This window comes from Paraburkholderia sp. USG1 (assembly GCF_031570135.1).
GTDB lineage: Bacteria > Pseudomonadota > Gammaproteobacteria > Burkholderiales > Burkholderiaceae > Paraburkholderia > Paraburkholderia dioscoreae.
Genome location: NZ_JAMWXW010000026.1, coordinates 36,979 through 60,197, shown reverse-complemented (window position 1 = coordinate 60,197; position 23,219 = coordinate 36,979). Strand labels below are relative to the sequence as shown.

Sequence of the window (23,219 nt, the reverse complement as noted above, 5' to 3'; positions counted from 1 at the left end):
CCATGCTCCGCGGACAGATACCGTCGCAGCTCATTTTTCGGTCCGGTTGCTCCACTGGCCCTGGACAGAACCTCAAGCAACCTCGGCCGACAGATAGTCCGCGAGACGAATCAGCATCGCGTCGCAACGGCGCAATTGCTCGACGGTGACAAACTCGTCGGGCTTATGCCCCTGGTCCATGCTCCCCGGCCCGCAGACCACCGTGGGAATGCCAGCCTGATCGAAGAGCCCGCCCTCGGTGCCGAACGCAACCGTGCCGAACTCAGTGGAACCGCTGAGCAGCGCCAGCAGACGCGCCGCTTCGCTATCGGGCGAAGTGGCCAATCCCGGATAGGTGGAGAGCGACTGAAAACGGATGTCGGTATCGGACTTCACGGCGCGCATCTTCGGCAGCAATTCGGCTTCGGCGTAGGTCTGCAACTCGTCGGCTACCTCGTGGGCGTTATAGCCGGGCAGCGCCCGCACTTCGAAGTCGAATTCGCATTCGGCCGGCACGATGTTGAGCGCACGGCCGCCTTTGATCACGCCCGTCTGCACGGTCGAGAACGGCGGATCGAATCGCTCGTCGTGATGCTCGGGCCGCGCCAACTGCTCGCCAATCTCTTCCAGATGGCCGATCATGCGCGCCGCGTATTGAATGGCATTGACGCCGTACGGCGCATAAGCCGAATGGCAAGCCGCGCCTTTCACGTGACAACGCATCGCCAGCTTGCCCTTGTGACCCAGCACCGGCTTGAGTTCGGTCGGCTCGCCGATCAGGCACAGAGTCGGCTTATGCGGGCGCCGCTCCAGTTCCGCCAGCATGGGCCGCACGCCGAGGCATCCCACTTCCTCGTCGTACGAAAAGGCGAGATGGACCGGCAGCTTCAGTTCGCGCTCAAGAAACACAGGCACTGCCGCCAGCACCGAAGCGATGAAGCCCTTCATGTCGGCCGTGCCGCGGCCATAGAGCCGCCCGTCGCGTTCGGTAAGGCAGAATGCGTCGACGGTCCACGCCTGGCCTTCGACCGGCACCACGTCGGTGTGACCGGACAGCACGATACCGCCACGCTCACGCGGACCGATGGTCGCGAACAGATTCGCCTTGGTGCGCTCGGCGTTGTAGAACAACTCGCTCTCGACTCCGAGTTCCCCGAGGTAATCCCGAATGAATTCGATCATGTCCAGATTGGACTCGCGGCTGACCGTGGCGAAGCCGATCAGTTGTTCCAGCAGCGCCCGGCTGGATCGGTCATTCATCGCCTGGCACTCCGTAGCTGGGCGCGGCAGTCGGATTCAGCGCCCGGGTCACGTAATCCTGCATCTGCGGCCGATATGCCTGCCATAGATGGTCGAGCTGGCCGAGGGGATCGTCATCCGCCCAATCGACCCGCAAATCGACGATCGGCCAACTCGGTTCGCCCACAATACTGAGCGCCGCCGAATGCACGGGCCCGGCTTCGCCGCCGGCCGCCATTGCGGCATGCATGGCCGCTAGCAAGCGATCGGCGAGCGTGCCCGTTGCCTGCTCGAACGCCGGAACCATCGCCTCGATTACTTCGACGCCGGCGAGCATGTTGCCCGCGGCCACACATTGCTTGCCGGCCACGGCGTGATACGTGCCCAACGCTTCCTTGCCGCTGAAGAAAGCTGTGCGGCCCTGGCTATCGATCACCGTCACCTGCCGGTACTCGCTCCATTCGTTCGCGCCAAGCGCGCGCTCCAGCGCAGCGGCCGGATCGGATTGTCCGTTCTCCAGAAGATCGAGAATCTGCGGGCCGAGCGCTGGCAGCGTGACGTTCTGCGTCGCCACCGCGCCCACGCCTGCGCGAACCCACGGGCACCGGGCGCCCACCGCGATGCTGGACGAACTGATAGCGATTCCAAGCTGCCCGGATTCGGGACAACGTCCGACGATAGAGAATGTCATGTCCCGCTCCTTAGGCCGTCGGCGGCGTCCATCCATCCGGAATGACCGCGACGACATCGATCTCCATCAACCACTGCGGCTGACCGAGCGCGACCACCACCAGGCCGGTGGAAATAGGAAACACGCCCTTCAACCACTTGCCGACTTCCTGATAGACCGGCTCGCGGTAGCGGATGTCGGTCAGAAACGTCGTGGTCTTGACGACGTGCGACAAATCGCTGCCCGCTTCCGCGAGCAACTGTTTGACGTTCTTCATTGCCTGCTCGGCCTGGGCGCGCGGATCACCGAGGCCGACCAGGCGGCCTTCGAAATCCGTGCCCACCTGACCGCGCACATAAACGGTATTGCCGGCGCGCACGGCCTGACAAAGATCGTTGTCGAGCGTCTGGTTCGGATACGTATCCTTCGTGTTGAACATGCGGATACGGGTGTGCGTGGGTTGGCTCATCAATGCACCTCAATGCTAGGGAGAAACGGATACGGATCGCGGATTAAAGAAGCATACACATCAATTCACGCCCAACTCGCTGACTTTGTGAACGCGTGAATCGTGGGACGTGTTGCCGGTGCTTTCCTCGCTGCCGCCCTGTGCATGGCGTTGCGAGTCGTCGTAATAGGCAAGATATTTGCGCTGCGTGACGATGTGATCGGCAATGTGCTTCGCGTCGTGCCACACGCCCCAGATAAACGCGGAACCGCGGCGCGACAGCCAGGGCAAACCGAGGAAATAGATGCCGGGCTCTTTTGCCACGCCGCGTTGATGTTTCGGCTTACCCTTTTCATCGAAAGCGTCGACGTTCAACCAGCTGAAATCGAGTGCATAGCCGGTCGCCCAGACAATCGACGTCACGCCGGCTTTCGCCAGATCGAGATCGTGCAACGGCTGCGTCACGCACTCGGGATCAGCAGGAATGATGCGGGCTTCGGGTTCCTCCGGAAGATCGAGGCCATTGCGGGCAGCATAGGCATCGGCGGCGTCCAGCAGCGACAGATAGTTCTCGTCGCCGCGCGCGATGTTCTCCGCGAGATTCGTTTCGAAGATCGCCACGCCGTTGTCGAACGATTTCGTCAATCCGACCAGCGTGATGCCCTGATTCGCGAGACGCCTGAAGTCCACCGTATGGCCGCCACGCGCGCCGCTCACCGCAATGGTGACGTGTTCCCTGCCGGGTTTCATGACCTCCGCGTCCCATTCGCCGAGCACGCCCAGCCACCAGCAGAAGTCTCGGCCGCGATAAGCGCGCGGCGGACGGTCATGCGCGCCGACCGACAGATAAACGCGCCTGCCCGCACGTTGCAACTCGTCAGCGATCTGCACGCCCGACGATCCGCCGCCTATGACCAGCACGCCCCCTTCGGGCAATTGCCCCGGATTGCGATAGTCGGCGGAATGAATCTGCGTGAGACTCGAATCTTGCGGCGCGATCGGCGGAATGACCGGGCGCTGGAAAGGTCCGGTCGCGACCACCACGCGATTGGCCTCGATCGTGCCCTCCGACGTTTCGATCGTGAAGCCCTGCCGCCCTGCATTGCGCACGACATTCTTCACTTCCACGCCGGTGCGGATCGGCGCATCGAATTTCTTCGCATAAGCGACGAAATAGTCCGCGACCTGCTCTTTCGGCGCGAAAGCGTCCGGGTCGACATCGGCAAACTCGAGATTGGGGAAACGATCGTGCCATGCGGGGCCGTTGGCAACCAGCGAATCCCAACGTCCCGTGCGCCAGCGCTCGGCGATACGGGCGCGCTCGAGGACGAGGTGCGGCACGCCGAGCCTGCTCAGGTGTTCGCTCATGGCGACGCCGGCCTGGCCGGCGCCGACCACCAGCGTATCGATTGACGTTGTTTCCACTGTCATGGCTGTGTCCTTCTGAAAGACGGAATGTTTCGATTCGGTTGCGGCTTCGCGGCCTTCGAACGCTCGCAACCGTGGCGGACCCAGTCGTGTTTTGCGGTGGCGCGTGCCGCCTTGGGCCGTTCGTGCTCGTGAAAATCTACGCGCCCGGCCGGAATCTGAAAAATATATTTAAAAAATGCATAGCATCGGATTTTCCTATGCATGCCTTTTTGACCACCCCACAATCCCATCCATTGAAGGCCTCGAACAGGGAGCATAAGTCGATGGAGAGCCACCCCCTGCGCTACTCGCTGCGCCAGTTGCGTTATTTCGTGGTCACCGCGGAAGCGCTGTCTTTCACGGCCGCCGCGAAGCGTCTGCACATCTCGCAGCCGTCGATCTCGACAGCGCTTGCGGACCTCGAAGTGTCGTTCGGCGTGCAACTCTTCATACGGCATCACGCGAGCGGTCTCTCGCTCACGCAAGCGGGGCGCGATCTGCTCGGGCAAGCGCGCAATCTGCTGAAGATCGCGGAAGAACTGCAGATGGCCGCCAAGGAAATGGACGGCGGCATGACAGGCGCCATCGCGCTCGGCTGCCTCGTCTCGCTCGCGCCGCCGCTCATGCCGCGGCTCATCAGCCGCTTCACGGCCGAGCACACGGGTATCTCGTTCCGCACTGTCGAGGCGCATCAGGATGGGCTGTTGCGCGGCCTGCACGACGGCTCGCTCGACATCGCCCTCACCTATAGCCTCGATTTGACGGAGGATATTGCGTTCACGCCGCTGCTCTCGCTGCCGCCCTACGCGATCCTGCCGAGAACGCACCGCCTCGCGCGTGCCCGCAAGGTATCGCTCGCAGACCTTCTGCCCGAGCCGTATGTGATGCTCGATCTGCCGCACAGTCGCGAGTATTTCGCCGCGCTCTTCGATGCGGTGGGCAACCGCCCCGTGCCCGCGTTCCGTTCGTCGCAGCCGGAAGTTGTGCGCGGCATGGTGGCCAACGGCCTCGGCTATAGCCTGCTCAACTTCCCACTCAAATCGAATCGCACCGTGGATGGAGAAGAGTTCGTCATTAAACGCTTCAAAGACAATGTCAACGCGACGATGCTCGGCATCGCGCAATCGCGCACGATGAAACCACGCCAGGTGGTGCATCGCTTCGCGTCGTTCTGCGAGACGTATATCCGGCGGCTGCATCTCGACGATTGATCGGCAAAGCGTGCTCGCCCGTTTCGAGCCGGTGCACCTTGCATAGGTAAAAACTTTGATCTGTATCTGAAAACAATATTTTGGCTTGCAATTTGGCTTGATAGATTGGTGTCCATGTTGAGCGCTGCACTAGCAAGCCTCGTGCTGGCGCGCTCTTACCGCGATGAATCCAGGAGGACACCATGACCAACCCGGCAAGGACGATTGCAGTGCAAGCGCTTGTCGACGAGTTGCAGACGGGTTGCGAGCGACCCTTCAGCGACGCGCATGCAATGCCGCCCGGTGTCTATACGTCGCCCGAATTTCTCACACTGGAAGAGCGCGCAATCTTCGAGCGCGAATGGCAATGCGTCGGCCGCGCCAGTGCGCTCAAAGTACCCGGCGATTACCTGACGACGCGTATTGGCGCGCAACCCATCGTCATCTTGCGCGACGAACAGATGCAACTCAAGGCAATGTCGAATGTGTGCCTGCATCGCATGTCGGTACTGCTCGAAGGGCGCGGCAATGTGCGTCGCGTCGTGTGCCCCTATCACGCGTGGAACTATTCGCTGGACGGTGCGCTGCAAGGCGCGCCGCTGATGGATCGACAAGAAGGCTTCTGCAAGGAGGCCTACAAGCTGCCCGCCGTACGCTGCGAAGAATGGCAAGGCTGGCTCTACGTGACTCTCGACGAAAACGCGCCGCCCGTTCACTTGCAGCTCGCCAGCTTGAGCGAGCTGGTCGGCGCATACGGTATGTCGGACTACATTGAAACCTTCTATGAAGAGCACGTGTGGGACACGAACTGGAAGATCCTCGCGGAAAACTTCATGGAGAGCTATCACCTGCCGATGCTGCATCGCGCGACGGTAGGGCCGCATTCGCGGCTTGAGGAAATGGAATGCCCGCCGGGCTATCCCGCCTTCAACTATCACTGGATCACGAAGGAAGCGAGCTTGCCGATCGGCAATGCGCATCCGGATAACACGCGTCTCACGGGACACTGGCGCAAAACTACGGCACTGCTCGCAATCTATCCGACGCATCTCGTCACGCTCACACCGGGTTACTTCTGGTATCTGGTGTTGCAGCCTCAAGGTGTGGGACGCGTGCATATCCGCTTCGGCGGCGGGCTTGCGCCGGAGTTCATCGCGGATCCCGAGGCCAACGCGCACATGACGACGCTGAAGAAACTGCTCGACGAAGTGAACGCGGAAGACAAACGCGGCGTGGAAGCAGTCTTTCGCGGCGTACACGCGCCGCTCGCGCGGCCCGGCCACCTGAGCCATCTCGAACGCCCGAACTACGACTTCGCGCGCTACCTTGTGAGCAAAATCGCCGCGACCAAGCTCGGCACGCATTGAACCCGCTTCATCGACAGGACGCAATTACGATGTCAAACCCTTCCTTCATTTCGTTCTCGGGCGTGAGCAAAACGTACGACGGCACGCAATATGTCGTCGACGATTTGAACCTCGACGTGCGCAAGGGAGAATTCCTGTCGCTGCTCGGTCCGTCCGGCTCGGGCAAGACGACGACGCTCATGATGCTCGCGGGGTTCGAATCGCCCACGCACGGCGAGATCCGTCTCGACGGCCGCCGGCTCGACGACAAGCCGCCGCATCAACGCGACATCGGCATGGTGTTTCAGAACTACGCGCTCTTTCCGCATCTGACGATTGCGGAGAACGTCGCGTTTCCGCTCTCCGTTCGCCACGTAAGCCGCGCCGAGCAGAAGACGCGCGTAAAACGCGCACTCGACATGATCGAGTTGCCGCATCTGGCGAACCGGCGCCCCGTGCAACTCTCGGGCGGCCAGCAGCAGCGCGTGGCGCTCGCCCGCGCACTCGTGTTCGAGCCGAGCGTCGTGTTGATGGACGAGCCGCTCGGCGCGCTCGACAAGCGCCTGCGCGAAACCATGCAATACGAAATCATGCGCCTGCATCGCGAACTGTCGCTCACGATCGTCTATGTGACGCACGATCAGGCCGAAGCGCTGACCATGTCCGATCGCGTGGCCGTGTTCTCGGATGGCCGTATCCAGCAGGCCGCCACGCCGAGCGAACTCTATGAGAACGCGCAGAACGCCTTCGTCGCTAATTTCGTCGGCGAGAACAATGGGCTGACCGGGCGCGTCGTCAATGTGAGCGACGACTGGGCGACGCTCACGCTGTCGGACGGCAGCGTGATTCGCGGCCGTTGCGAACCCGGCCTGCGCGCGGACGACGAAGCGATGCTCGCGTTGCGCCCCGAACGCGCGCATATCCCGAGCGCGGAAGGCATTCAGGTCGATGAGCACAGCAACGTGGTACGCGCGCGCGTCGAGGAACTGGTGTATTGCGGCGACCATCATCGCGTGCACCTGAAGCTCGGCTCGCGCGATTCCATCGTCGTAAAAGTGCCCAACACGCAGCGCCACGCGCTGCCCTCGCCTGGCAGCGAGATCGAAATCGCGTGGCGCCACGACGACTGCAAGATTCTCGCGGCGAGCTCGCCACGCAGCGCGCCCGCGCTCCAGGTATCCACACCGCCTTCACCTTCCATCATCACTACAGCAGCCGCAGGAGCCAACTGATATGCGCAACAACCTCAAAGCACAATGCGCCGCACTCGCCGTGCTCGCGTTCACCGCCGCGGCCTCCCAGGCAGCGGAGACGCTCTCCGTCGTGACCTTCGGCGGCGCGTATGAAGCGGCCGCGAAGAAGGCCTATTTCGAGCCGTTCACGCAGGCTACCGGCATCGGCTTTTCGACCGAATCGTATGACGGCGGCCTCGCCAAGCTCTCCGCGATGGAGCAGGCGAAGAACACCACGTGGGACCTGATCGACCTCGAAACAAACGACGCGATCACCGCCTGCGACGAAGGCCTCCTGCAGAAATTCGACAAGAAGTCGCTCGGCAAGACGAGCGACTTCATCCCCGGCTCGATCAGCGATTGCGCGGTCGCGAGCATGGTCTGGTCCACGGTCTACGCCTACGATGCCAGCAAGCTCAAGACCGCGCCGACCACCGTCAACGACTTCTTCGATCTGCAGAAATTCCCCGGCAAGCGCGGTCTGCGCAAGTCGCCGAAGGTGTCGATGGAATGGGCGCTGATCGCCGACGGCGTCGATCCCAAGGATGTCTACAAAGTACTCGGCACGCCCGCCGGCGTGGATCGCGCATTCAAGAAACTCGACACGATCAAGAAGAGCATTGTGTGGTGGGAGTCGGGCGCGCAGGCGCCGCAACTACTCGCGGACGGCGCGGTCGTGATGACGCAGGCCTACAACGGCCGCATCGACGACGCTGCGAAGAAGGACAACAAGCCGTTCAAGGCCGTCTGGGACGCACAGGTCTACGACTTCGACTGGTGGGGCGTGCCGACCGGCGCGAAACATGCCGACGACGCCGCGAAGTTCATCGTCTCGGCGTCGCAGCCGAAGGCATATGCGGACCTGTCGAAATACATCGCCTATGCGCCGCCGCGCAAGGACGCGATCGCGCTCGTCGACAAGCAGCGGCTCGCCGATCTGCCGACGTCACCGCAGAACTTCAAGCGCGCGTTGCAGATCAACGCAACCTTCTGGGCCGACAACGCGGACCAGATCAACAAGCGCTTCCAGGTGTGGCTGACGCAGTAACCCCATCGTCCGACGAGAGCCCAACGTGACTACCAGCATGCCCGCTTCGGCCCGCGCCACAGCCGTCGGCTCTCCGACGAGAGCCGACGGCGGCGCGTCATTTCAGAAGGCGCGCCGCCGCGCGTCGGTGCGGGCACTGTTGCTCGCGCTGCCGCTGATCGTGTTCCTCGTTTCGACGTTCATCGCACCAATCGCGCTGCTGCTCGCGCGCAGCGTGCAGAACCACGAGATGTCCAACGGCATGCCGGCGCTCACGCGCGCGCTCGACGCGTGGGACGGCCGCGGCGTGCCGGACGAGCCCATGTTCGCCCTGCTCGCCGCGGGGCTCCGCGAGGCGCAGCAGAGCGGACAGCTCGGCACCGTCGCGCGGCGGCTGAACTTTGACCAGGCCGAGTTCCGCAGCCTGTTGATGCGCACCGCGCGCCAACTTCCCGCCGATGCGCCGCCCGCATGGAAACCGGCGCTCATCGAACTCGACGAACGCTGGAATTCGCCGGAAATCTGGCGCCTGCTGAAGCGCGCCGCCGCGTCGCCAACGCCGGACTATCTGCTCGCCGCCGTCGATGCGCAAGTCACGCAGCAAGGCTCGGTCGCGTTCGTGCCGGACAATGCGTCGATCTATCGGCAGGCCTTTGCGCGCACGATCTCGATCAGCGCCACGGTCACGCTGCTGTGCCTCGTGCTCGGCTATCCGGTTGCATGGCTGCTCGCGAACTTGCCCGCGAAAAGCAGCAACCGCCTGATGCTGTTCGTGATCGTGCCATTCTGGACCTCGCTGCTCGTACGCACGACTGCATGGTACGTTTTGCTGCAACCGGGCGGCGTCATCAACAGTCTGCTGACGGGTCTCGGGCTCGCCACGCATCCGCTGCCGCTCATCTTCAACCGCACGGGTGTGCTCATCGGCATGACGCACGTGCTCCTGCCGTACATGATTCTCGCCATCTACTCGGTGATGAAAAGCGTATCGCCCGTCTACGTGCGGGCCGCGCAATCGCTCGGGGCGCATCCGTTCACCGCGTTCGTGCGCGTCTACATTCCGCAGACGCTGCCGGGCGTGGGCGCAGGCTGCTTCCTCGTATTCGTGCTCGCGCTCGGCTACTACATCACGCCCGCGCTGCTCGGCGGCGCAGGCGACGAGATGATCAGCCAGCTCATCGCGATACAGACCAATACGCAGCTCAACTGGGGGCTCGCCGGCGCACTCTCGGCCTACCTCGTGATCTTCACGGCGATCTTCTATTTCCTGTTCAACCGCATCGTCGGTATCGACCGCTTGCGCTTCGGTTGAGCCTCGGTCGAAACACGCGCATACGACGAAGGAACGACATGCAAGAACAACGCAACAAGGTGCTGACGGAACGCATCGCCACGCGCTGGGTGCGGCTGCATACGGCGGTCGTGCTTTTCTTTCTGATCGCGCCGATTCTCGCGATCATCCCGCTCTCATTCAATTCGGGCTCGTATTTCTCGTACCCGATGCAGGGCTTTTCTTTTCGCTGGTATGAGCAGGCGCTGACGAGCGCGGACTGGCAACGGTCGCTTTTGAACAGCATCGGCATCGGCGCGGCATCCACACTGATCGCCACGTGTCTGGGCACGCTCGCCGCGCTGGGCCTTTCGCGCGCGCAGTTTCCGCTGCGCTCGCTGATCATGCCGATCATCATTTCGCCGATGATCGTGCCGATCGTGGTCGTCGCCGCGGGCTTCTATCTGATCTTCGCGCCGCTCGGCCTCGTGAACTCGTATCCCGGCGTGGTGCTCGCGCACGCGGCGCTCGGCACGCCGTTCGTGGTGATCACCGTGACGGCGTCGCTGCTTTCGTTCGATCAAAGCCTGTTGCGCGCCGCTTCCGGGCTAGGCGCAGCGCCTTGGGTCACGTTCCGGCGCGTCACGCTGCCGCTCATCATGCCCGCTGTCGCCACCGGCAGCGTCTTCGCATTCGCGACTTCGTTCGACGAAGTGATCGTCATTCTGTTCATTGGCGGCCCGGATCAAACCACCGTGCCGCGGCAGATGTGGAGCGGCATTCGCGATTCGATCGACCCTTCGATTCTCGCCGTGGCAACGATGCTGATCGTATTCGCCGTGCTGCTCTTCGCGAGCATCAACTGGTTGCGCGGCCGTGCGGCCGCGGCCAGCAGCGCTCTTACCTGACGCTCGGGGCCACGCCGTGTCCGGCTGCTCGGGCAATCCTGCTGTCGCGACGCAGGGCTGCGTTTCCGGTCAGAGGTTCGTCTCCGCTCGTGAGCACATCCCCTCGCGTTCGAGCCAGGAGCGGAACAGCACGACCAGGTCATCCGCGGACTTCCCCTCCGGAACATAAGTGCAATAGCTCCGCGACGGCAGACGAGGGCCGGCGAACGGCGCGACAAGCCGGCCGGCCGCGAGATCGTCGGATACCAGCGCGGTCGGCCCCATTGCGATGCCTATCCCGTCGATGGCGGCTTGCAACGTCAGATAAAAATGGTCGAAGGTCAGAGCGGCAGCCGGCCTGAGTGCGGGAATTTTCGCGCTCGCCAGCCAGTCCGGCCACAGACGCGGAAGGCTCGACGTGTGCAGCAGCGTGTGCTCCTGCATATCGTCGGGTGTGCGAAGCGGCAGTCGCTGCAATAGCGCCGGACTACAGACCGGCAGCCGCTCCTCGGACAGGAAAGGCCGCATCGAGTAGCCGTAGAACGTGTCCGGACCACCCCGGATAACGATGTCATAGATATCTTTCAGACTCTCCGCCGACTCGTTCGACGTCTCCACCTTCACGTCCACGTCCGGATGCACTGCGCGGAACTTCGCCAGTCTCGGCACCAGCCAGCGCAATGTGAAGGTGGCAGGCGCATTCACGGAGAGTGTGCGGGAGACCGTCTCCGGAAAACCATATCTCGCGGTTGCCTGCGACAACTGCTCGAACAGGGGACCGATTTCTCCCAGATAGGCCTTCGCCGCCGCGGTGAGCACCACGCGCCGGTTGTGCCGTTCGAATAGCGGTGCGCCTAGCCATTCCTCGAGCAGGCGCACCTGCTGACTCACCGCCCCGTGAGTCACGTGCAATTCGGCCGCCGCTTCCTTGAAGCTGCCGAGTCGGCCTGCGGCCTCGAAGGCTCGCAATGCATTGAGCGGGGGCAATACCCGTTTCATTCACAAGAGTTTATCTAACGCGAGCACCCAATTTAACTCGTTTGTTAGCGAGCGACAAGATAGATATCCTGCTTGCAGCGCCGATGGGCGGCGTGCACGCGCGAAGCGTAATTTTCCACACCCTTTCCGGCCCAGAGCCCATGCTCAGTTATACCGGCGGTCTCGTTCTGCTTGCAGCCCTGCTCCACGCGAGTTGGAACGCAATGCTTCACGGCAACCGCGACCGTTTCCTGTCCATGACGTGGATGAGCATCGCCATCGCAACGGTCTCCAGCTTCGTGGTCATGTTCACGCCGTGGCCGACCGGCGCGGCGTGGCCGTATATCGTCGTCTCGGGGCTCCTGCATATCGTCTACAACATGACCCTCGTGCGGGCATACCGCCGCAGCGATCTGGCCCAAGCGTATCCGATCGCGCGCGGCTCATCGCCCCTGCTCGTCACGCTCGGCGCCGCGCTTTTCGCGCATGAGGCGATCGGCGCCTTGCACGCGCTCGGGATTGCGATGATATCGGGCGGCATCATCGCGATCGCGCTGCAAGGCGGGCGCGTATCGCGCGCGGGTGCGCTGGCCGCGCTGACGACCGGGGCGACGATCGCGCTCTATACCGTGATCGACGGCATCGGCGTGCGCTTATCCGAAGGCCGGGCGCTCACCTACACGGCGTGGATGTTCCTGTTCTACTGGCTGATGCCGCTGCTGTTCGTCGCGATGCGCGGACTCGCGGCGCTGTGGACACCGGTACGGGCGGCGCCAATCGCAGTGGGTTCGTCGCTCGTCGGCGGCCTGGTGTCGATCGCGGCGTACGGCATCGTGATCTGGGCGATGCAGTCGGGCGCGATGGGCGCGGTATCGGCGTTGCGCGAGACCAGCGTGGTGTTCGCGGTGCTGATCGGGCGCGTGTTTCTGCGGGAAGCGGTGAGCGCAAAGCGCTGGCTCGCGTGCGTGATCGTTGCGGCCGGGGCGGTTTGTCTGGGAGTTTGAGCGGCGAGATCAAAAACACAAAAAAGCGATAATAGAACCCCCGCTGCTTCAGGCAAGAAAACCACCCCCAATGATCATCCGCCCGCATCTCCATTGGTTTCGCATGCTGCTCGCCTGGCGAGGCTCAGTCCTTCCGCAATTGCTCCCGCGGCTCTTCCTGATCTTCTGCATTTCGATCGTAGCCGTGGCGGCCCACGACCACCTTCTGCCGATCTCGCTGAATCTCAACACCACGGCGCCCTTCTCCCTGATAGGCATTGCGCTCGCGGTGTTTCTCGGCTTCAGGAACAACGCCAGTTACGACCGCTGGTGGGAAGCCCGCAAGCTCTGGGGCCAGTTGCTCAACGAGTCGCGCTCGCTTACTCGCCAGGTGCTCACGTTGCCGGTCCGGCCATTGCCGAAAGAAGACGTCAGGGAACTTTTCACGGCGCTCGGCGCCCTTCCTCACGCGCTGCGTCATCAGCTTCGCAAGAGCGACCCGCGCGAAGACCTCGCCGCACGTCTGCCGCAAGCCCTCTTCGAGCGCGTCATGGCGTCGCGGTACAAGCCGGCCACCTTGATGCTCTATCTCGGCGAATGGGTGCAACGCCACGCCCGGGCAGGCGCAATCGATCCGATGGCGGTCATCGCCTTCGACCGGAATCTGAATGGCATTTCGGATGTGATCGGCGGCTGCGAGCGCATTGTTTCGACGCCGCTGCCGTTCGCGTATTCGGTGATGATTCACCGCACGGTGTACTTCTTCTGCGCGTCCTTGCCGTTCGGACTGGTGGACAGCATCGGCATCTTTACGCCCGTTTTCGCGGTGTTCGTGGCGTACACGTTCATGGCGCACGAAGCCATCGCGTCGCAGATCGAAGAGCCTTTCGGCACCGACGACAACGACCTGGCGCTTCACACGATGTCGATGGTGATCGAGGACGCCATGCGCGACCTGCTCGGCGAACCGGCTCTGCCGCTGCCGAGCCCGGAAGCGGAAGGCTACATACTCAATTGAGCGTGCTTCGCCCGAAGCACGCCGCTTACCGCACGCTCAACTATTGCCGACGGTTTCCGACAAACGCTTGAGCGTCGCCACCCGCGCGCCGATGATATCGATGCGGCCGCGCTCGTCGATAACCGGCGTCGTGGCGTTCAGGTACACGGTCCACGCCTTCTGCGCGCGCGCCAGCGTCGGGCGCGTGCGTACCGGCATCTTCGACTGCAGGCGGCGGTAGTAGCGGTTCAGATCGAACATGGCGTGTTCGCACTGCGCGTCCGCGCGGCAGGCGCGCACCCGGCGCGGCGGATCGCCGCCGGCGCTCGCCTTCGCGACCGCGCTGCGCAGCGCGAGCGCCCGGTCGCGTACGGGCTGCAACTGCATGTCGGCTTCGGCGAGCACGTACATGGAACCGCGCGTGGTGGCGAACACCGCAGCGAGCAACGGCTTCTCGGCATCGCGCGACGCCTGCCAGCTCGCCTGGCTCTTTTCCCACTGCTTGCGCTGCGCGGGCGGCACCTTCTGCTGAAGCTGCTGCCACGCGTTGTCCAGCGCGGTCCTCCAGCCGATCCGCGCGTTGTCCATGCACTGCACCTGCCCCACTGTCGACGACATGTCGCTGCGCGCGAGGCAAGCGCGCATCGACGCGTCGATCGGATCGGCGGCGGCGACTTCGGCATGCGCCGGCAACGACGCCGCGCCGAACACCGCTGCCGCGGCCAGCGCCAGCGCACAGAACGCCCGCTGCGGGCCGCCGGCGCCCAACGGGGACTTCGCTCGCCGCATCGTCAGCCGCGAACGCAATCGACGAAGTATTCGATGCGCCCGTTGATCGTTTCGCCGACAAGCCCGTGGATGTCCGTGTGGAAACCCGGGAAGCGCTCGTTGAACTCGCGCGCAAAACGCAGATAGTTGACGATGGTCCTGTTGAAGCGTTCGCCCGGAATCAGCAACGGAATACCCGGCGGATACGGCGTCAGCAGGATCGACGTGACGCGGCCTTCCAGTTCGTCGATAGGCACGCGGTCGATCTCGCGGTGCGCGAGCTTGGCGAACGCATCCGAAGGCTTCATGGCCGGTTCCATGCTCGACAGGTACATCTCGGTCGTCAGGCGCGCAATGTCGTTCGCGCGGTAGACACTGTGAATCTGCTCGCACAGATCGCGCAGGCCGACGCGCTCGTACATCGGATGATGCGAGACGAACTCGGGCAGCACGCGCCACAGCGGCTGGTTGTTGTCGTAGTCGTCCTTGAACTGCTGGAGTTCGGTGACCATCGAGTTCCAGCGGCCCTTGGTGATGCCGATCGTGAACATGATGAAGAACGAATACAGCCCGGTCTTCTCGACGATGATGCCGTGCTCGGCCAGATACTTCGTGACGATCGCGGCCGGAATACCCGACTCGCCGAAGCCGCCGTCCATATCCAGACCCGGCGTGACGATCGTTGCCTTGATCGGGTCGAGCATGTTGAAGCCGTCTGCGAGCGGTCCGAAACCGTGCCACGGATCGTTCGGACGCAGCATCCAGTCTTCGCGCGAGCCGATGCCTTCTTCGGCGAACTGATCCGGGCCCCACACCTTGAAGAACCAGTCGTCGCCATATTCGGCGTCGACCTTGCTCATTGCGCGGCGGAAGTCCAACGCCTCCGCGATCGACTCTTCGACGAGCGCGGTGCCGCCCGGCGCTTCCATCATCGCCGCGGCCACGTCGCACGAGGCGATGATCGCGTACTGCGGGCTGGTCGACGTGTGCATCAGATACGCTTCATTGAAACGATGCTTGTCGAAGCGGCTGTTCTTCGAATCCTGCACGACGATCTGCGAAGCCTGCGAAATGCCGGCCAGCAGCTTGTGCGTGGAGTGCGTGGCGAACACCATCGCGCCGATGCGCGGACGCCCCGCGCCGATTGCGTGCATGTCCTGATAGAACTCGTGGAATTCCGCGTGCGGCAGCCAGGCTTCGTCGAAGTGCAGCGTGTCGAGCCAGTCGCCCAGCATTTCCTTGATCATCTCGACGTTGTAGATCACGCCGTCGTAGGTACTTTGCGTAATGGTCAGGATGCGCGGCTTGAGCTCCGGATTCTTCGCGAGCGCTTCGCGGGCGAACGGGTTCGCCAGAATCTTCTTCTTGATGTTTTCCGGCTCGAACTCGCTGCGCGGAATCGGACCGATGATGCCGAAGTTGTTGCGCGTCGGCGTGAGGAACACCGGAATCGAGCCGGTCATGGTGATCGCGTGCAGGATCGACTTGTGGCAGTTGCGGTCCACCAGCACGATGTCGCCGGGCGCTACCGTACCGTGCCAGACGATCTTGTTCGACGTGGACGTGCCGTTGGTCACGAAGAACACGTGGTCCGCGCTGAAGATGCGCGCCGCGTTGCGTTCGGAAGCCGCCACCGGACCGGTATGGTCCAGCAACTGGCCGAGTTCGTCGACGGCATTGCACACGTCCGCGCGCAGCATGTTCTCGCCGAAGAACTGGTGGAACATCTGGCCGAGCGGGCTCTTCAGGAACGCGACGCCGCCCGAGTGGCCCGGACAGTGCCACGAGTACGAGCCTTCGTCCGCGTACTGCACCAGTTCCTTGAAGAACGGCGGCGCGAGCGAATCCAGATACACCTTGGTCTCGCGGATGATATGGCGCGCGACGAACTCCGGCGTGTCCTCGAACATGTGGATGAAGCCGTGCAGTTCGCGCAGGATGTCGTTCGGCAGGTGGCGCGAGGTGCGCGTTTCGCCGTACAGGAAGATCGGAATGTCGGCGTTGCGGCGGCGCACTTCGGTCACGAACGCGCGCAGCGCGACGATCGCGGCGGCCAGTTCCGGCGTCTCGCCTTCCACCACGACGTTATCGACGTACGGCAGCAGTTCGTCGTCGTCGATCGAGAGGATGAAGCACGAGGCGCGGCTCGACTGCTGCGCGAACGAGGTCAGATCGCCGTAGCTCGTCAACCCGAGCACTTCCGCGCCTTCTTTCTCGATAGCTTCGGCCAGAGCCCGGATGCCGGAACCCGAGATGTTCTCGGAGCGGAAATCTTCGTCGATGATGACGACGGGAAAACGAAACTTCATGGGCGATTCTCCAAAAAGAACGACCGCTGCATTCTGTCAATTGCAGCGGTCACCCGGTATGCCTGGTGGTTCAGTACGCTGCGGCCGTCACGTTCTCGGCAACGTGACGCCGTGCTGACCTTGATATTTGCCGCCGCGATCCGCGTACGACGTTTCACAAATCTCGTCGCTTTCGAAAAACAGCACCTGGGCGACGCCTTCGTTCGCGTAGATTTTCGCAGGCAAAGGTGTCGTATTCGAGAATTCGAGCGTGACGTGGCCTTCCCATTCCGGTTCGAACGGCGTCACGTTGACGATGATCCCGCAACGCGCATACGTGGACTTGCCCAGACACACGGTCAGGACGCTGCGCGGAATGCGGAAATACTCGACGGTGCGCGCAAGCGCGAACGAATTCGGCGGGATGATGCAGACATCGCCCTTGAAGTCGACAAACGATTTCTCGTCGAAATTCTTCGGATCGACGATGGTCGAGTTGATGTTCGTGAAGATCTTGAATTCGTCGGCGCAGCGGATGTCGTAGCCATAGCTCGACGTGCCGTAGCTGACAATCTTCCGGCCGTCTTCGGAGACGCGAACCTGATCGGGCGCGAACGGCTCGATCATCTTGTGCGACTCGGCCATGCGCCGGATCCACTTGTCGGATTTGATAGTCATAGGTGAACGCTGCTCGACGTGAATGACAGGGGTGTGACGGATTACGACCCGGTAAGTGCCGGGTCACTTTTGGTTAACTGCACGCCTGCGTTGCGCTGACTTCGGGGTGCGGGACAGGCGGCACGCCGTTCGGGCGCCCTATGCCCCTTTGACTGAGTGCCCCGCCCATAAGGCGGAACGGTCGCGCTGAAGAGGCAGCCGAACGAAAGGCGCTTATTTTACGCGATCGTGAGCATGCTGCCGCAGGTAGGGTTGAGAACGGTCCTGTGACCTGCCCCTTGCTGAACGCCGCCTGGCCGAATGCCGGCGAGCTGCTTCGCCCGCGAACACGCGGTGCGCGCGCCGCTCATTGGCGGATCACTCCGCATGCGAGCGCGGGGCCTGCGCCATGCTGCGGGTAGGCGTACGGATCAGTCGCGTCGTGATGCAGCACCACCGCGCGCTGCAATACCGAGCGGATGCCGTCGAGCGAAACGTCCGGCGCGACGATGAAGCCCGTGGCCACGCCGTTCGCATCCGCGTGAATGTTGCCGAGATCGCCTTCGACCCGCGCGCCGGTTTTCAGCCGCTCCGCGGCTGGCGAGAACACCTGGCCCGCGCTGGAACCGTCGGCGGCGTTGCAGTCGCCGCGCTCGTGCACTTGCAGCGCGTGGTCGCTATTGGGCGGCATGCCCGCGAGATTGTAGGTGACCTGCACGCCGTCCGAGCGCTCGATGAACGTGACGAGGCCGCGCGCCTGATTGCCCACGGTGGGCAGCAACTGAGCGTCGGCACGTTTTTCCTGCGGTCTCAGGAACGCGCTACAGCCGCATAACAGCACACTGGTGGCAGCCAGGACGATGAACGCATGCACCGCCTGCCCGTCGATTCGTTTTCCCATGCGATCCTCTTGCCGGCCTGGCGGCCGCCCCTGCGGCCGCCGAGCCGAACTTGTGAAGTCGACATGATACCGCGAGACCAGGCGCAAAAAGACGCCTTGACCCCTTGTCCGGACGGCTGTCAGGAACGGCCCCAACCTGTCGTTACGCGCCGGCCCCCGAGGGGGTGAGAAAACTTGGGGCGGCCCGGCGTTCCAGGAGCGCCCCCCAATCTGTCGCTACGCGCCAGCCCCCCGAGGGGGGTGAGAAAACTTGGGGCGGCCCGGCGTTTTCTCAGGTGTTCTGGACGACGATGTTCGGAAACTTCGACGTCATGTCGCGAGCCCGCTCGGCGATATGAATCGCCACCTTGCGTGCGATCGACCGGTAAATCTCGGCGATACGCCCCTCCGGGTCCGCCACCACGGTCGGTTTGCCCGAGTCGGCCTGCTCGCGGATCCCGATGTCGAGCGGCAGGCTGCCGAGCACGTCGACGCCGTATTCCTTGCCCATGCGCTCGCCGCCGCCGGCGCCGAAGATATGCTCTTCATGGCCGCAGTTCGAGCAGATATGCGTGCCCATGTTCTCGACAATGCCGAGAATCGGAATGCCGACCTTCTCGAACATCTTGAGACCCTTCTTCGCGTCGAGCAGCGCGATGTCCTGCGGCGTCGTGACGATCACGGCGCCCGTCACCGGCACGCGTTGCGACAGGGTCAGCTGAATGTCGCCTGTGCCCGGCGGCATGTCGACGATCAGGTAGTCGAGATCGTGCCAGTTGGTCTGCCGCAGCAGCTGTTCCAACGCGGAAGTGGCCATCGGGCCGCGCCACACCATCGGGTTGTCCTGCTCGATCAGGAAACCGATCGAGTTGGCCTGCAGGCCGTGGCCGGTCATCGGGTTCATCGACTTTTCGTCCGGCGACTCGGGGCGGCCGACGATACCCAGCATCATCGGCAGCGACGGGCCGTAGATGTCCGCGTCGAGAATGCCGATGGAGGCGCCTTCGCTTGCCAGCGCCAGTGCGAGATTCACGGCCGTCGTGCTCTTGCCGACGCCGCCCTTGCCCGACGCCACCGCGACGATATTCTTGACGTTCGGCAACAGTTTCACGCCGCGCTGCACGGTATGCGCCGCGATGTGCTGCGACACCTGGACACGCGCGTCGGCCACACCGGGCACGGCGCGCAGCGCGTCGGAGAATTGCGCGCGGATGGCGTCGAATTGGCGCATGGCCGGATAGCCGAGTACCACATCGACGCTGACCGTGGCATCCTGCACCGCGACGTTCTTGATATTTTTGGCCGCCGCGTACGGTCGGCCGGTGTTGGGGTCGGCGACGGCCGCGAGGGCAGCGTCGACCAAAGCCCGATCGATACTCATTGAGACTCCGTGGGGAACACTTGCGGCGTAGCGGAATCGAAGCCTCCGCCACGCGCCGGAATTTGAAAGAAATTGTTAGACAGCATTGCGAAAACCCGGCGTGCCGGGCACCCTTCGGGCAGGCGGAACGCAATGGGGCCGCATCGCTGCGTGCTTCAGCCATTATTGTAGTGGTTGGCGCCACGCCCTGCCGGAAGACCCTTCTTCACTGTCGGACCGAGGCTGAATAAGGCGTAGGACTTCTCGTATTATCGAGCCGACGGCTTTACCGCCGTCATGCTCACCGTATAGATTTGTCGCTTGTCGCCGCCTTTTCCGCCTGACTAGCTTCACTCAAGAGGAATCAAAAATGAATGCAAAAATCATGACTCGCCTGGCCGTCTTTGCCGTTGCCGGTTCGTTGCTGGCAGGTTGCGCCACCCAACAGGGCACCAACACAGCCGTAGGTACTGGCGTCGGCGCCGGCACCGGTGCGGCGCTGGGCGCAATCTTCGGCGGCGGCAAGGGCGCGGCGATCGGCGCGGGCGTCGGCGCAGCGGTGGGCGGCATCACCGGTTATAACTGGCAGGCCATTCACAACAAGCTGTCGGGCGCCACGAAGGGCACCGGCACGCAGATCACCGAACAGCCGGACGGCTCGCTCAAGCTGAACATTCCAAGCTCGGTCACGTTCGACACCAATAGCTACGCAGTCAAGCCGTCGTTCGCGCCGGTGCTGGACCAACTGGCGCAGACCATGCAACAGAACCCGGAACTGATCGCTCAGGTGGTCGGCCACACGGACAGCACGGGCCAGCCGGCGTACAACCAGACGCTGTCGGTCAACCGCGCAGAAAGCGTGACGGGCTACCTGGGCCAGCGCGGCGTCGCGCCGCAGCGCCTGTCGGCACAAGGCATGGGCCAAACCCAGCCGATCGCCGACAACAACACCGAAGCCGGCCGTGCAGCGAACCGCCGCGTGGAGATCTATCTGCGCGCAACGGCTCAGCACACCACGCAATAAAGACAGAACCAGGGGAGATTGAGAAAGCCGGTCGCCGCAACTGCATCGCCGGCGATCGTGATGCCGATTGTGATGCTTTAGAAAGCCGTGAAAGGCGGAGAACAGGAATCTCGCACGAGAACGAAAAAAATTTCGAACTCTGCGGAAAATCCGCTGTCTGTCTTTACGGTACGTGGCTGGCGATGCCGCCGCGTCACCATTCTCCTCTTGTCGTTGTTGCTCCGGGGTTAATAGCCCCGGTTTTTTTTGGGCGCTCGGTTTACACACCACGTGAGTTCCCTCGGGGACACACCGCCCCACGCGGCCCGCCCCGCGCCGGGCGCCTGCCCTGCTAGAATCAACGTTTCGTCCCACCGCAGGCTCCCACCATCCTTATGTCAGCACCCGCAACCGATCTCTCCGCAGGCGCGCCGTCAGGCCGTCGCCAGATTCTCGTCACGTCGGCCCTTCCCTATGCGAACGGGCAAATCCATATTGGCCATCTGGTCGAATATATCCAGACGGACATCTGGGTCCGGACGTTGCGAATGCACGGGCACGAGGTCTACTACGTGGGCGCCGACGACACGCACGGCACGCCCGTCATGTTGCGCGCGGAGAAAGAAGGTCTCACGCCGAAGCAGCTGATCGACCGCGTCTGGCAGGAACACAAGCGCGACTTCGACAGCTTCGGGATTTCGTTCGACAATTACTATTCGACCGACTCCGAAGAGAACCGCGTTCTCAGCGAAAACGTCTATCTGGCGCTCAAGGAAGCAGGCCTGATCGACGCGCGCGACATCGAACAGGCGTATGACCCGGTCAAGGAAATGTTCCTGCCGGATCGCTTCATCAAGGGCGAATGCCCGAAATGCGGCGCGAAAGACCAGTACGGCGACAGCTGTGAAGTATGCGGTTCGACTTATCTGCCCACCGAACTGATCAATCCGTACTCGGTCGTCTCGGGCGCCACGCCGATTCGCAAGACCTCGACGCACTACTTCTTCCGTCTCTCCGATCCGCGTTGCGAGAATTTCCTGCGCGCATGGGTGGGCGGTCTGGCGCAGCCGGAAGCCACCAACAAGATGCGCGAATGGCTCGGCGACGCCGGCGAAGCCAAGCTCGCCGACTGGGACATCTCGCGCGACGCGCCGTATTTCGGTTTCGAAATTCCGGGTGCGCCGGGCAAGTATTTCTATGTGTGGCTGGACGCGCCGGTCGGCTATTACGCGAGCTTCAAGAACCTCGCCGAAAAACGCGGCCTCGATTTCGACGCGTGGGTTCGCAAGGGTTCGAAGGCCGAGCAGTATCACTTCATCGGCAAGGACATTCTGTATTTCCATACGCTGTTCTGGCCGGCCATGCTCGAATTTTCGGGCCACCGCACGCCAACCAACGTGTTCGCGCACGGCTTCCTGACCGTGGACGGCGCGAAGATGTCGAAGTCGCGCGGCACCTTCATCACCGCGCAGAGTCTGATCGAGACGGGCCTGAATCCGGAATGGCTGCGCTATTACTTCGCGGCCAAGCTGAACAGCACGATGGAAGACCTCGACCTGAACCTCGACGACTTCCAGGCGCGCGTCAATAGCGATCTGGTCGGCAAATACGTGAACATCGCGAGCCGCGCCGCCGGCTTCCTGATCAAGCGCTTCGACGGCCGCGTGCAGGACAGTGCGATGCAGCATCCGCTGCTCACTTCGCTGCGCGCCGCCGTGCCGCAAATCGCCGCGAACTACGAAGCCCGCGAGTACAACCGCGCGCTGCGTCAGACTATGGAACTGGCCGACGCCGTGAACGCGTACGTCGACACCGCCAAGCCGTGGGATCAGGCCAAAGACCCGGCGAACGGCGTCGCGCTGCATGAAACGTGCAGCGTGAGCATAGAAGCGTTCCGCCTGCTGTCGCTGGCGCTGAAGCCGGTGCTGCCGAAGCTCGCCGAAGCGGTCGAAGGCTTCCTCGCCATCGAACCGCTGGTTTGGGCGGACGCCAACGTGCCGCTCAGTTCCACCCGGCCAATCAACGCGTACAAGCATCTGATGACGCGCGTCGATCCGAAGCAGATCGAAGCGCTGCTCGCCGCCAATCGCGACTCGCTGCAAGCCACGCCGGAAGCAGCCGCGCCGGCCGACGCCAAGGGCAAGTCGAAGGCAGCAAAAGCAGCCGCCGCCGAGAAAGACGAAACACCCGGCGTCATCTCGATCGACGACTTCGCGAAGATCGATTTGCGCATTGCGAAGATCGTCGACTGCAAGGCGGTGGAAGGTTCGGACAAACTGCTGCAACTCACGCTCGACGTCGGCGAAGAGAAGACCCGCAACGTGTTTTCGGGCATCAAGTCGGCGTATCAGCCGGAGCAACTGGTCGGCAAGCTCACGGTCATGGTCGCCAATCTCGCGCCGCGCAAGATGAAGTTCGGCATGTCCGAAGGCATGGTGCTGGCCGCCTCCGCCACCGACGAGAAAGCCGAACCGGGTCTTTACGTGCTCGAGCCGGATAGCGGCGCGAAGCCGGGCATGCGCGTGAAGTAAAGAAACAAAACGCGCGGCGGCTTGCGCTGCAGGCGCGAATAAAAACGGCACGCTCTAAAAGGCGTGCCGTTTTTTT

The 23,219-nt window shown here is 63.0% G+C and carries 20 protein-coding genes; 10 read left to right on the top strand and 10 right to left on the bottom strand.

The annotated features are described in order from the left end of the window. Positions 1-72: 72 nt before the first annotated feature. Genes argE through NE850_RS28660 form a run of 4 tightly spaced genes read right to left on the bottom strand, consistent with a single transcriptional unit; the run spans position 73 to position 3,767 of the window. A complete protein-coding gene (gene argE / locus NE850_RS28675) occupies positions 73-1,239 on the bottom strand; it encodes an acetylornithine deacetylase (RefSeq protein WP_165185019.1) in 1,167 nt (388 codons plus the stop codon). Continuing rightward, on the bottom strand, positions 1,232-1,909 hold the full coding sequence (locus NE850_RS28670; protein WP_165185017.1) for a DUF1028 domain-containing protein: 678 nt from the start codon (positions 1,907-1,909) through the stop codon (positions 1,232-1,234). The genes argE and NE850_RS28670 overlap by 8 nt, the downstream gene beginning before the upstream one ends. A gap of 10 nt (positions 1,910-1,919) precedes the next feature. Continuing rightward, positions 1,920-2,357 (bottom strand): RidA family protein, encoded by a 438-nt coding sequence (locus NE850_RS28665; RefSeq protein WP_165185014.1) that lies wholly within the window; start codon positions 2,355-2,357, stop codon positions 1,920-1,922. A gap of 60 nt (positions 2,358-2,417) precedes the next feature. Next, on the bottom strand, positions 2,418-3,767 hold the full coding sequence (locus NE850_RS28660) for an NAD(P)/FAD-dependent oxidoreductase (protein ID WP_165185012.1): 1,350 nt from the start codon (positions 3,765-3,767) through the stop codon (positions 2,418-2,420). Between the two features lie 263 nt (positions 3,768-4,030). Here NE850_RS28660 and NE850_RS28655 point away from each other — a divergent pair, with 263 nt between their 5' ends. The 6 genes from NE850_RS28655 (at position 4,031) to NE850_RS28630 (ending at position 10,719) form a co-directional block, all read left to right on the top strand. After that, positions 4,031-4,957, top strand: a complete 927-nt coding sequence (locus tag NE850_RS28655; protein WP_007175904.1) for a LysR family transcriptional regulator — start codon at positions 4,031-4,033, stop codon at positions 4,955-4,957. 182 nt (positions 4,958-5,139) lie between these two features. After that, positions 5,140-6,303: an SRPBCC family protein gene (locus tag NE850_RS28650; RefSeq protein ID WP_165185009.1), complete on the top strand. Its 1,164-nt coding sequence runs from the start codon at positions 5,140-5,142 to the stop codon at positions 6,301-6,303. A gap of 29 nt (positions 6,304-6,332) precedes the next feature. Beyond that, positions 6,333-7,514 (top strand): ABC transporter ATP-binding protein, encoded by a 1,182-nt coding sequence (locus NE850_RS28645; RefSeq protein ID WP_165185007.1) that lies wholly within the window; start codon positions 6,333-6,335, stop codon positions 7,512-7,514. Position 7,515: 1 nt separating this feature from the next. After that, positions 7,516-8,562, top strand: coding sequence for an ABC transporter substrate-binding protein (locus tag NE850_RS28640; protein WP_165185004.1), 1,047 nt, complete (start codon positions 7,516-7,518; stop codon positions 8,560-8,562). A 37-nt stretch (positions 8,563-8,599) separates the two neighbouring features. After that, the gene (locus NE850_RS28635; protein ID WP_165187354.1) at positions 8,600-9,853 is read left to right on the top strand and encodes an ABC transporter permease; all 1,254 of its coding nucleotides are present in this window, start codon (positions 8,600-8,602) and stop codon (positions 9,851-9,853) included. Between the two features lie 38 nt (positions 9,854-9,891). Beyond that, complete coding sequence (locus tag NE850_RS28630) at positions 9,892-10,719, top strand: ABC transporter permease (RefSeq protein ID WP_007175909.1); 828 nt, start codon at positions 9,892-9,894, stop codon at positions 10,717-10,719. Between the two features lie 69 nt (positions 10,720-10,788). On the opposite strand, the gene gcvA is transcribed toward NE850_RS28630, so the two are convergent. Then, the gene (gene gcvA / locus NE850_RS28625) at positions 10,789-11,697 is read right to left on the bottom strand and encodes a transcriptional regulator GcvA (RefSeq protein WP_165185001.1); all 909 of its coding nucleotides are present in this window, start codon (positions 11,695-11,697) and stop codon (positions 10,789-10,791) included. 140 nt (positions 11,698-11,837) lie between these two features. Between gcvA and NE850_RS28620 the strand changes: the two genes are divergently transcribed. Both NE850_RS28620 and NE850_RS28615 read left to right on the top strand, forming a co-directional pair. Beyond that, positions 11,838-12,680: a DMT family transporter gene (locus NE850_RS28620; protein ID WP_165184998.1), complete on the top strand. Its 843-nt coding sequence runs from the start codon at positions 11,838-11,840 to the stop codon at positions 12,678-12,680. 70 nt (positions 12,681-12,750) lie between these two features. Then, the gene (locus NE850_RS28615) at positions 12,751-13,677 is read left to right on the top strand and encodes a bestrophin family ion channel (protein WP_310699709.1); all 927 of its coding nucleotides are present in this window, start codon (positions 12,751-12,753) and stop codon (positions 13,675-13,677) included. Positions 13,678-13,713: 36 nt separating this feature from the next. On the opposite strand, the gene NE850_RS28610 is transcribed toward NE850_RS28615, so the two are convergent. The 5 genes from NE850_RS28610 to apbC form a co-directional block, all read right to left on the bottom strand. Beyond that, positions 13,714-14,445 carry a lysozyme inhibitor LprI family protein gene (locus NE850_RS28610; protein ID WP_165184993.1) on the bottom strand — a complete coding sequence of 244 codons (732 nt, stop codon included), beginning with the start codon at positions 14,443-14,445 and terminating at the stop codon, positions 13,714-13,716. 2 nt (positions 14,446-14,447) lie between these two features. After that, a complete protein-coding gene (locus NE850_RS28605) occupies positions 14,448-16,733 on the bottom strand; it encodes an arginine/lysine/ornithine decarboxylase (RefSeq protein WP_165184991.1) in 2,286 nt (761 codons plus the stop codon). Between the two features lie 87 nt (positions 16,734-16,820). After that, positions 16,821-17,390, bottom strand: a complete 570-nt coding sequence (gene dcd / locus NE850_RS28600) for a dCTP deaminase (protein ID WP_007175915.1) — start codon at positions 17,388-17,390, stop codon at positions 16,821-16,823. A gap of 346 nt (positions 17,391-17,736) precedes the next feature. Next, positions 17,737-18,270 (bottom strand): superoxide dismutase family protein, encoded by a 534-nt coding sequence (locus NE850_RS28595; RefSeq protein WP_165184988.1) that lies wholly within the window; start codon positions 18,268-18,270, stop codon positions 17,737-17,739. Positions 18,271-18,541: 271 nt separating this feature from the next. Next, the gene (apbC, locus tag NE850_RS28590) at positions 18,542-19,630 is read right to left on the bottom strand and encodes an iron-sulfur cluster carrier protein ApbC (RefSeq protein ID WP_165184985.1); all 1,089 of its coding nucleotides are present in this window, start codon (positions 19,628-19,630) and stop codon (positions 18,542-18,544) included. Positions 19,631-19,979: 349 nt separating this feature from the next. Here apbC and NE850_RS28585 point away from each other — a divergent pair, with 349 nt between their 5' ends. Both NE850_RS28585 and metG read left to right on the top strand, forming a co-directional pair. Continuing rightward, complete coding sequence (locus NE850_RS28585) at positions 19,980-20,633, top strand: OmpA family protein (protein WP_165184982.1); 654 nt, start codon at positions 19,980-19,982, stop codon at positions 20,631-20,633. Positions 20,634-21,007: 374 nt separating this feature from the next. Further along, a complete protein-coding gene (gene metG, locus NE850_RS28580; protein WP_165184979.1) occupies positions 21,008-23,143 on the top strand; it encodes a methionine--tRNA ligase in 2,136 nt (711 codons plus the stop codon). Positions 23,144-23,219: the final 76 nt, after the last annotated feature.

Coding starts and splice junctions, on each gene's coding strand:
- NE850_RS28635 (WP_165187354.1), top strand. CDS start 8,600: ATGCCCGCTTCGGCCCGCGCCACAGCCGTCGGCTCTCCGACGAGAGCC.
- NE850_RS28640 (WP_165185004.1), top strand. CDS start 7,516: ATGCGCAACAACCTCAAAGCACAATGCGCCGCACTCGCCGTGCTCGCG.
- NE850_RS28615 (WP_310699709.1), top strand. CDS start 12,751: ATGATCATCCGCCCGCATCTCCATTGGTTTCGCATGCTGCTCGCCTGG.
- NE850_RS28595 (WP_165184988.1), bottom strand. CDS start 18,270: ATGGGAAAACGAATCGACGGGCAGGCGGTGCATGCGTTCATCGTCCTG.
- NE850_RS28645 (WP_165185007.1), top strand. CDS start 6,333: ATGTCAAACCCTTCCTTCATTTCGTTCTCGGGCGTGAGCAAAACGTAC.
- metG (WP_165184979.1), top strand. CDS start 21,008: ATGTCAGCACCCGCAACCGATCTCTCCGCAGGCGCGCCGTCAGGCCGT.
- NE850_RS28655 (WP_007175904.1), top strand. CDS start 4,031: ATGGAGAGCCACCCCCTGCGCTACTCGCTGCGCCAGTTGCGTTATTTC.
- dcd (WP_007175915.1), bottom strand. CDS start 17,390: ATGACTATCAAATCCGACAAGTGGATCCGGCGCATGGCCGAGTCGCAC.
- gcvA (WP_165185001.1), bottom strand. CDS start 11,697: ATGAAACGGGTATTGCCCCCGCTCAATGCATTGCGAGCCTTCGAGGCC.
- NE850_RS28620 (WP_165184998.1), top strand. CDS start 11,838: ATGCTCAGTTATACCGGCGGTCTCGTTCTGCTTGCAGCCCTGCTCCAC.
- NE850_RS28630 (WP_007175909.1), top strand. CDS start 9,892: ATGCAAGAACAACGCAACAAGGTGCTGACGGAACGCATCGCCACGCGC.
- argE (WP_165185019.1), bottom strand. CDS start 1,239: ATGAATGACCGATCCAGCCGGGCGCTGCTGGAACAACTGATCGGCTTC.
- NE850_RS28605 (WP_165184991.1), bottom strand. CDS start 16,733: ATGAAGTTTCGTTTTCCCGTCGTCATCATCGACGAAGATTTCCGCTCC.
- NE850_RS28660 (WP_165185012.1), bottom strand. CDS start 3,767: ATGACAGTGGAAACAACGTCAATCGATACGCTGGTGGTCGGCGCCGGC.
- NE850_RS28610 (WP_165184993.1), bottom strand. CDS start 14,445: ATGCGGCGAGCGAAGTCCCCGTTGGGCGCCGGCGGCCCGCAGCGGGCG.
- NE850_RS28665 (WP_165185014.1), bottom strand. CDS start 2,357: ATGAGCCAACCCACGCACACCCGTATCCGCATGTTCAACACGAAGGAT.
- NE850_RS28650 (WP_165185009.1), top strand. CDS start 5,140: ATGACCAACCCGGCAAGGACGATTGCAGTGCAAGCGCTTGTCGACGAG.
- NE850_RS28670 (WP_165185017.1), bottom strand. CDS start 1,909: ATGACATTCTCTATCGTCGGACGTTGTCCCGAATCCGGGCAGCTTGGA.
- NE850_RS28585 (WP_165184982.1), top strand. CDS start 19,980: ATGAATGCAAAAATCATGACTCGCCTGGCCGTCTTTGCCGTTGCCGGT.
- apbC (WP_165184985.1), bottom strand. CDS start 19,630: ATGAGTATCGATCGGGCTTTGGTCGACGCTGCCCTCGCGGCCGTCGCC.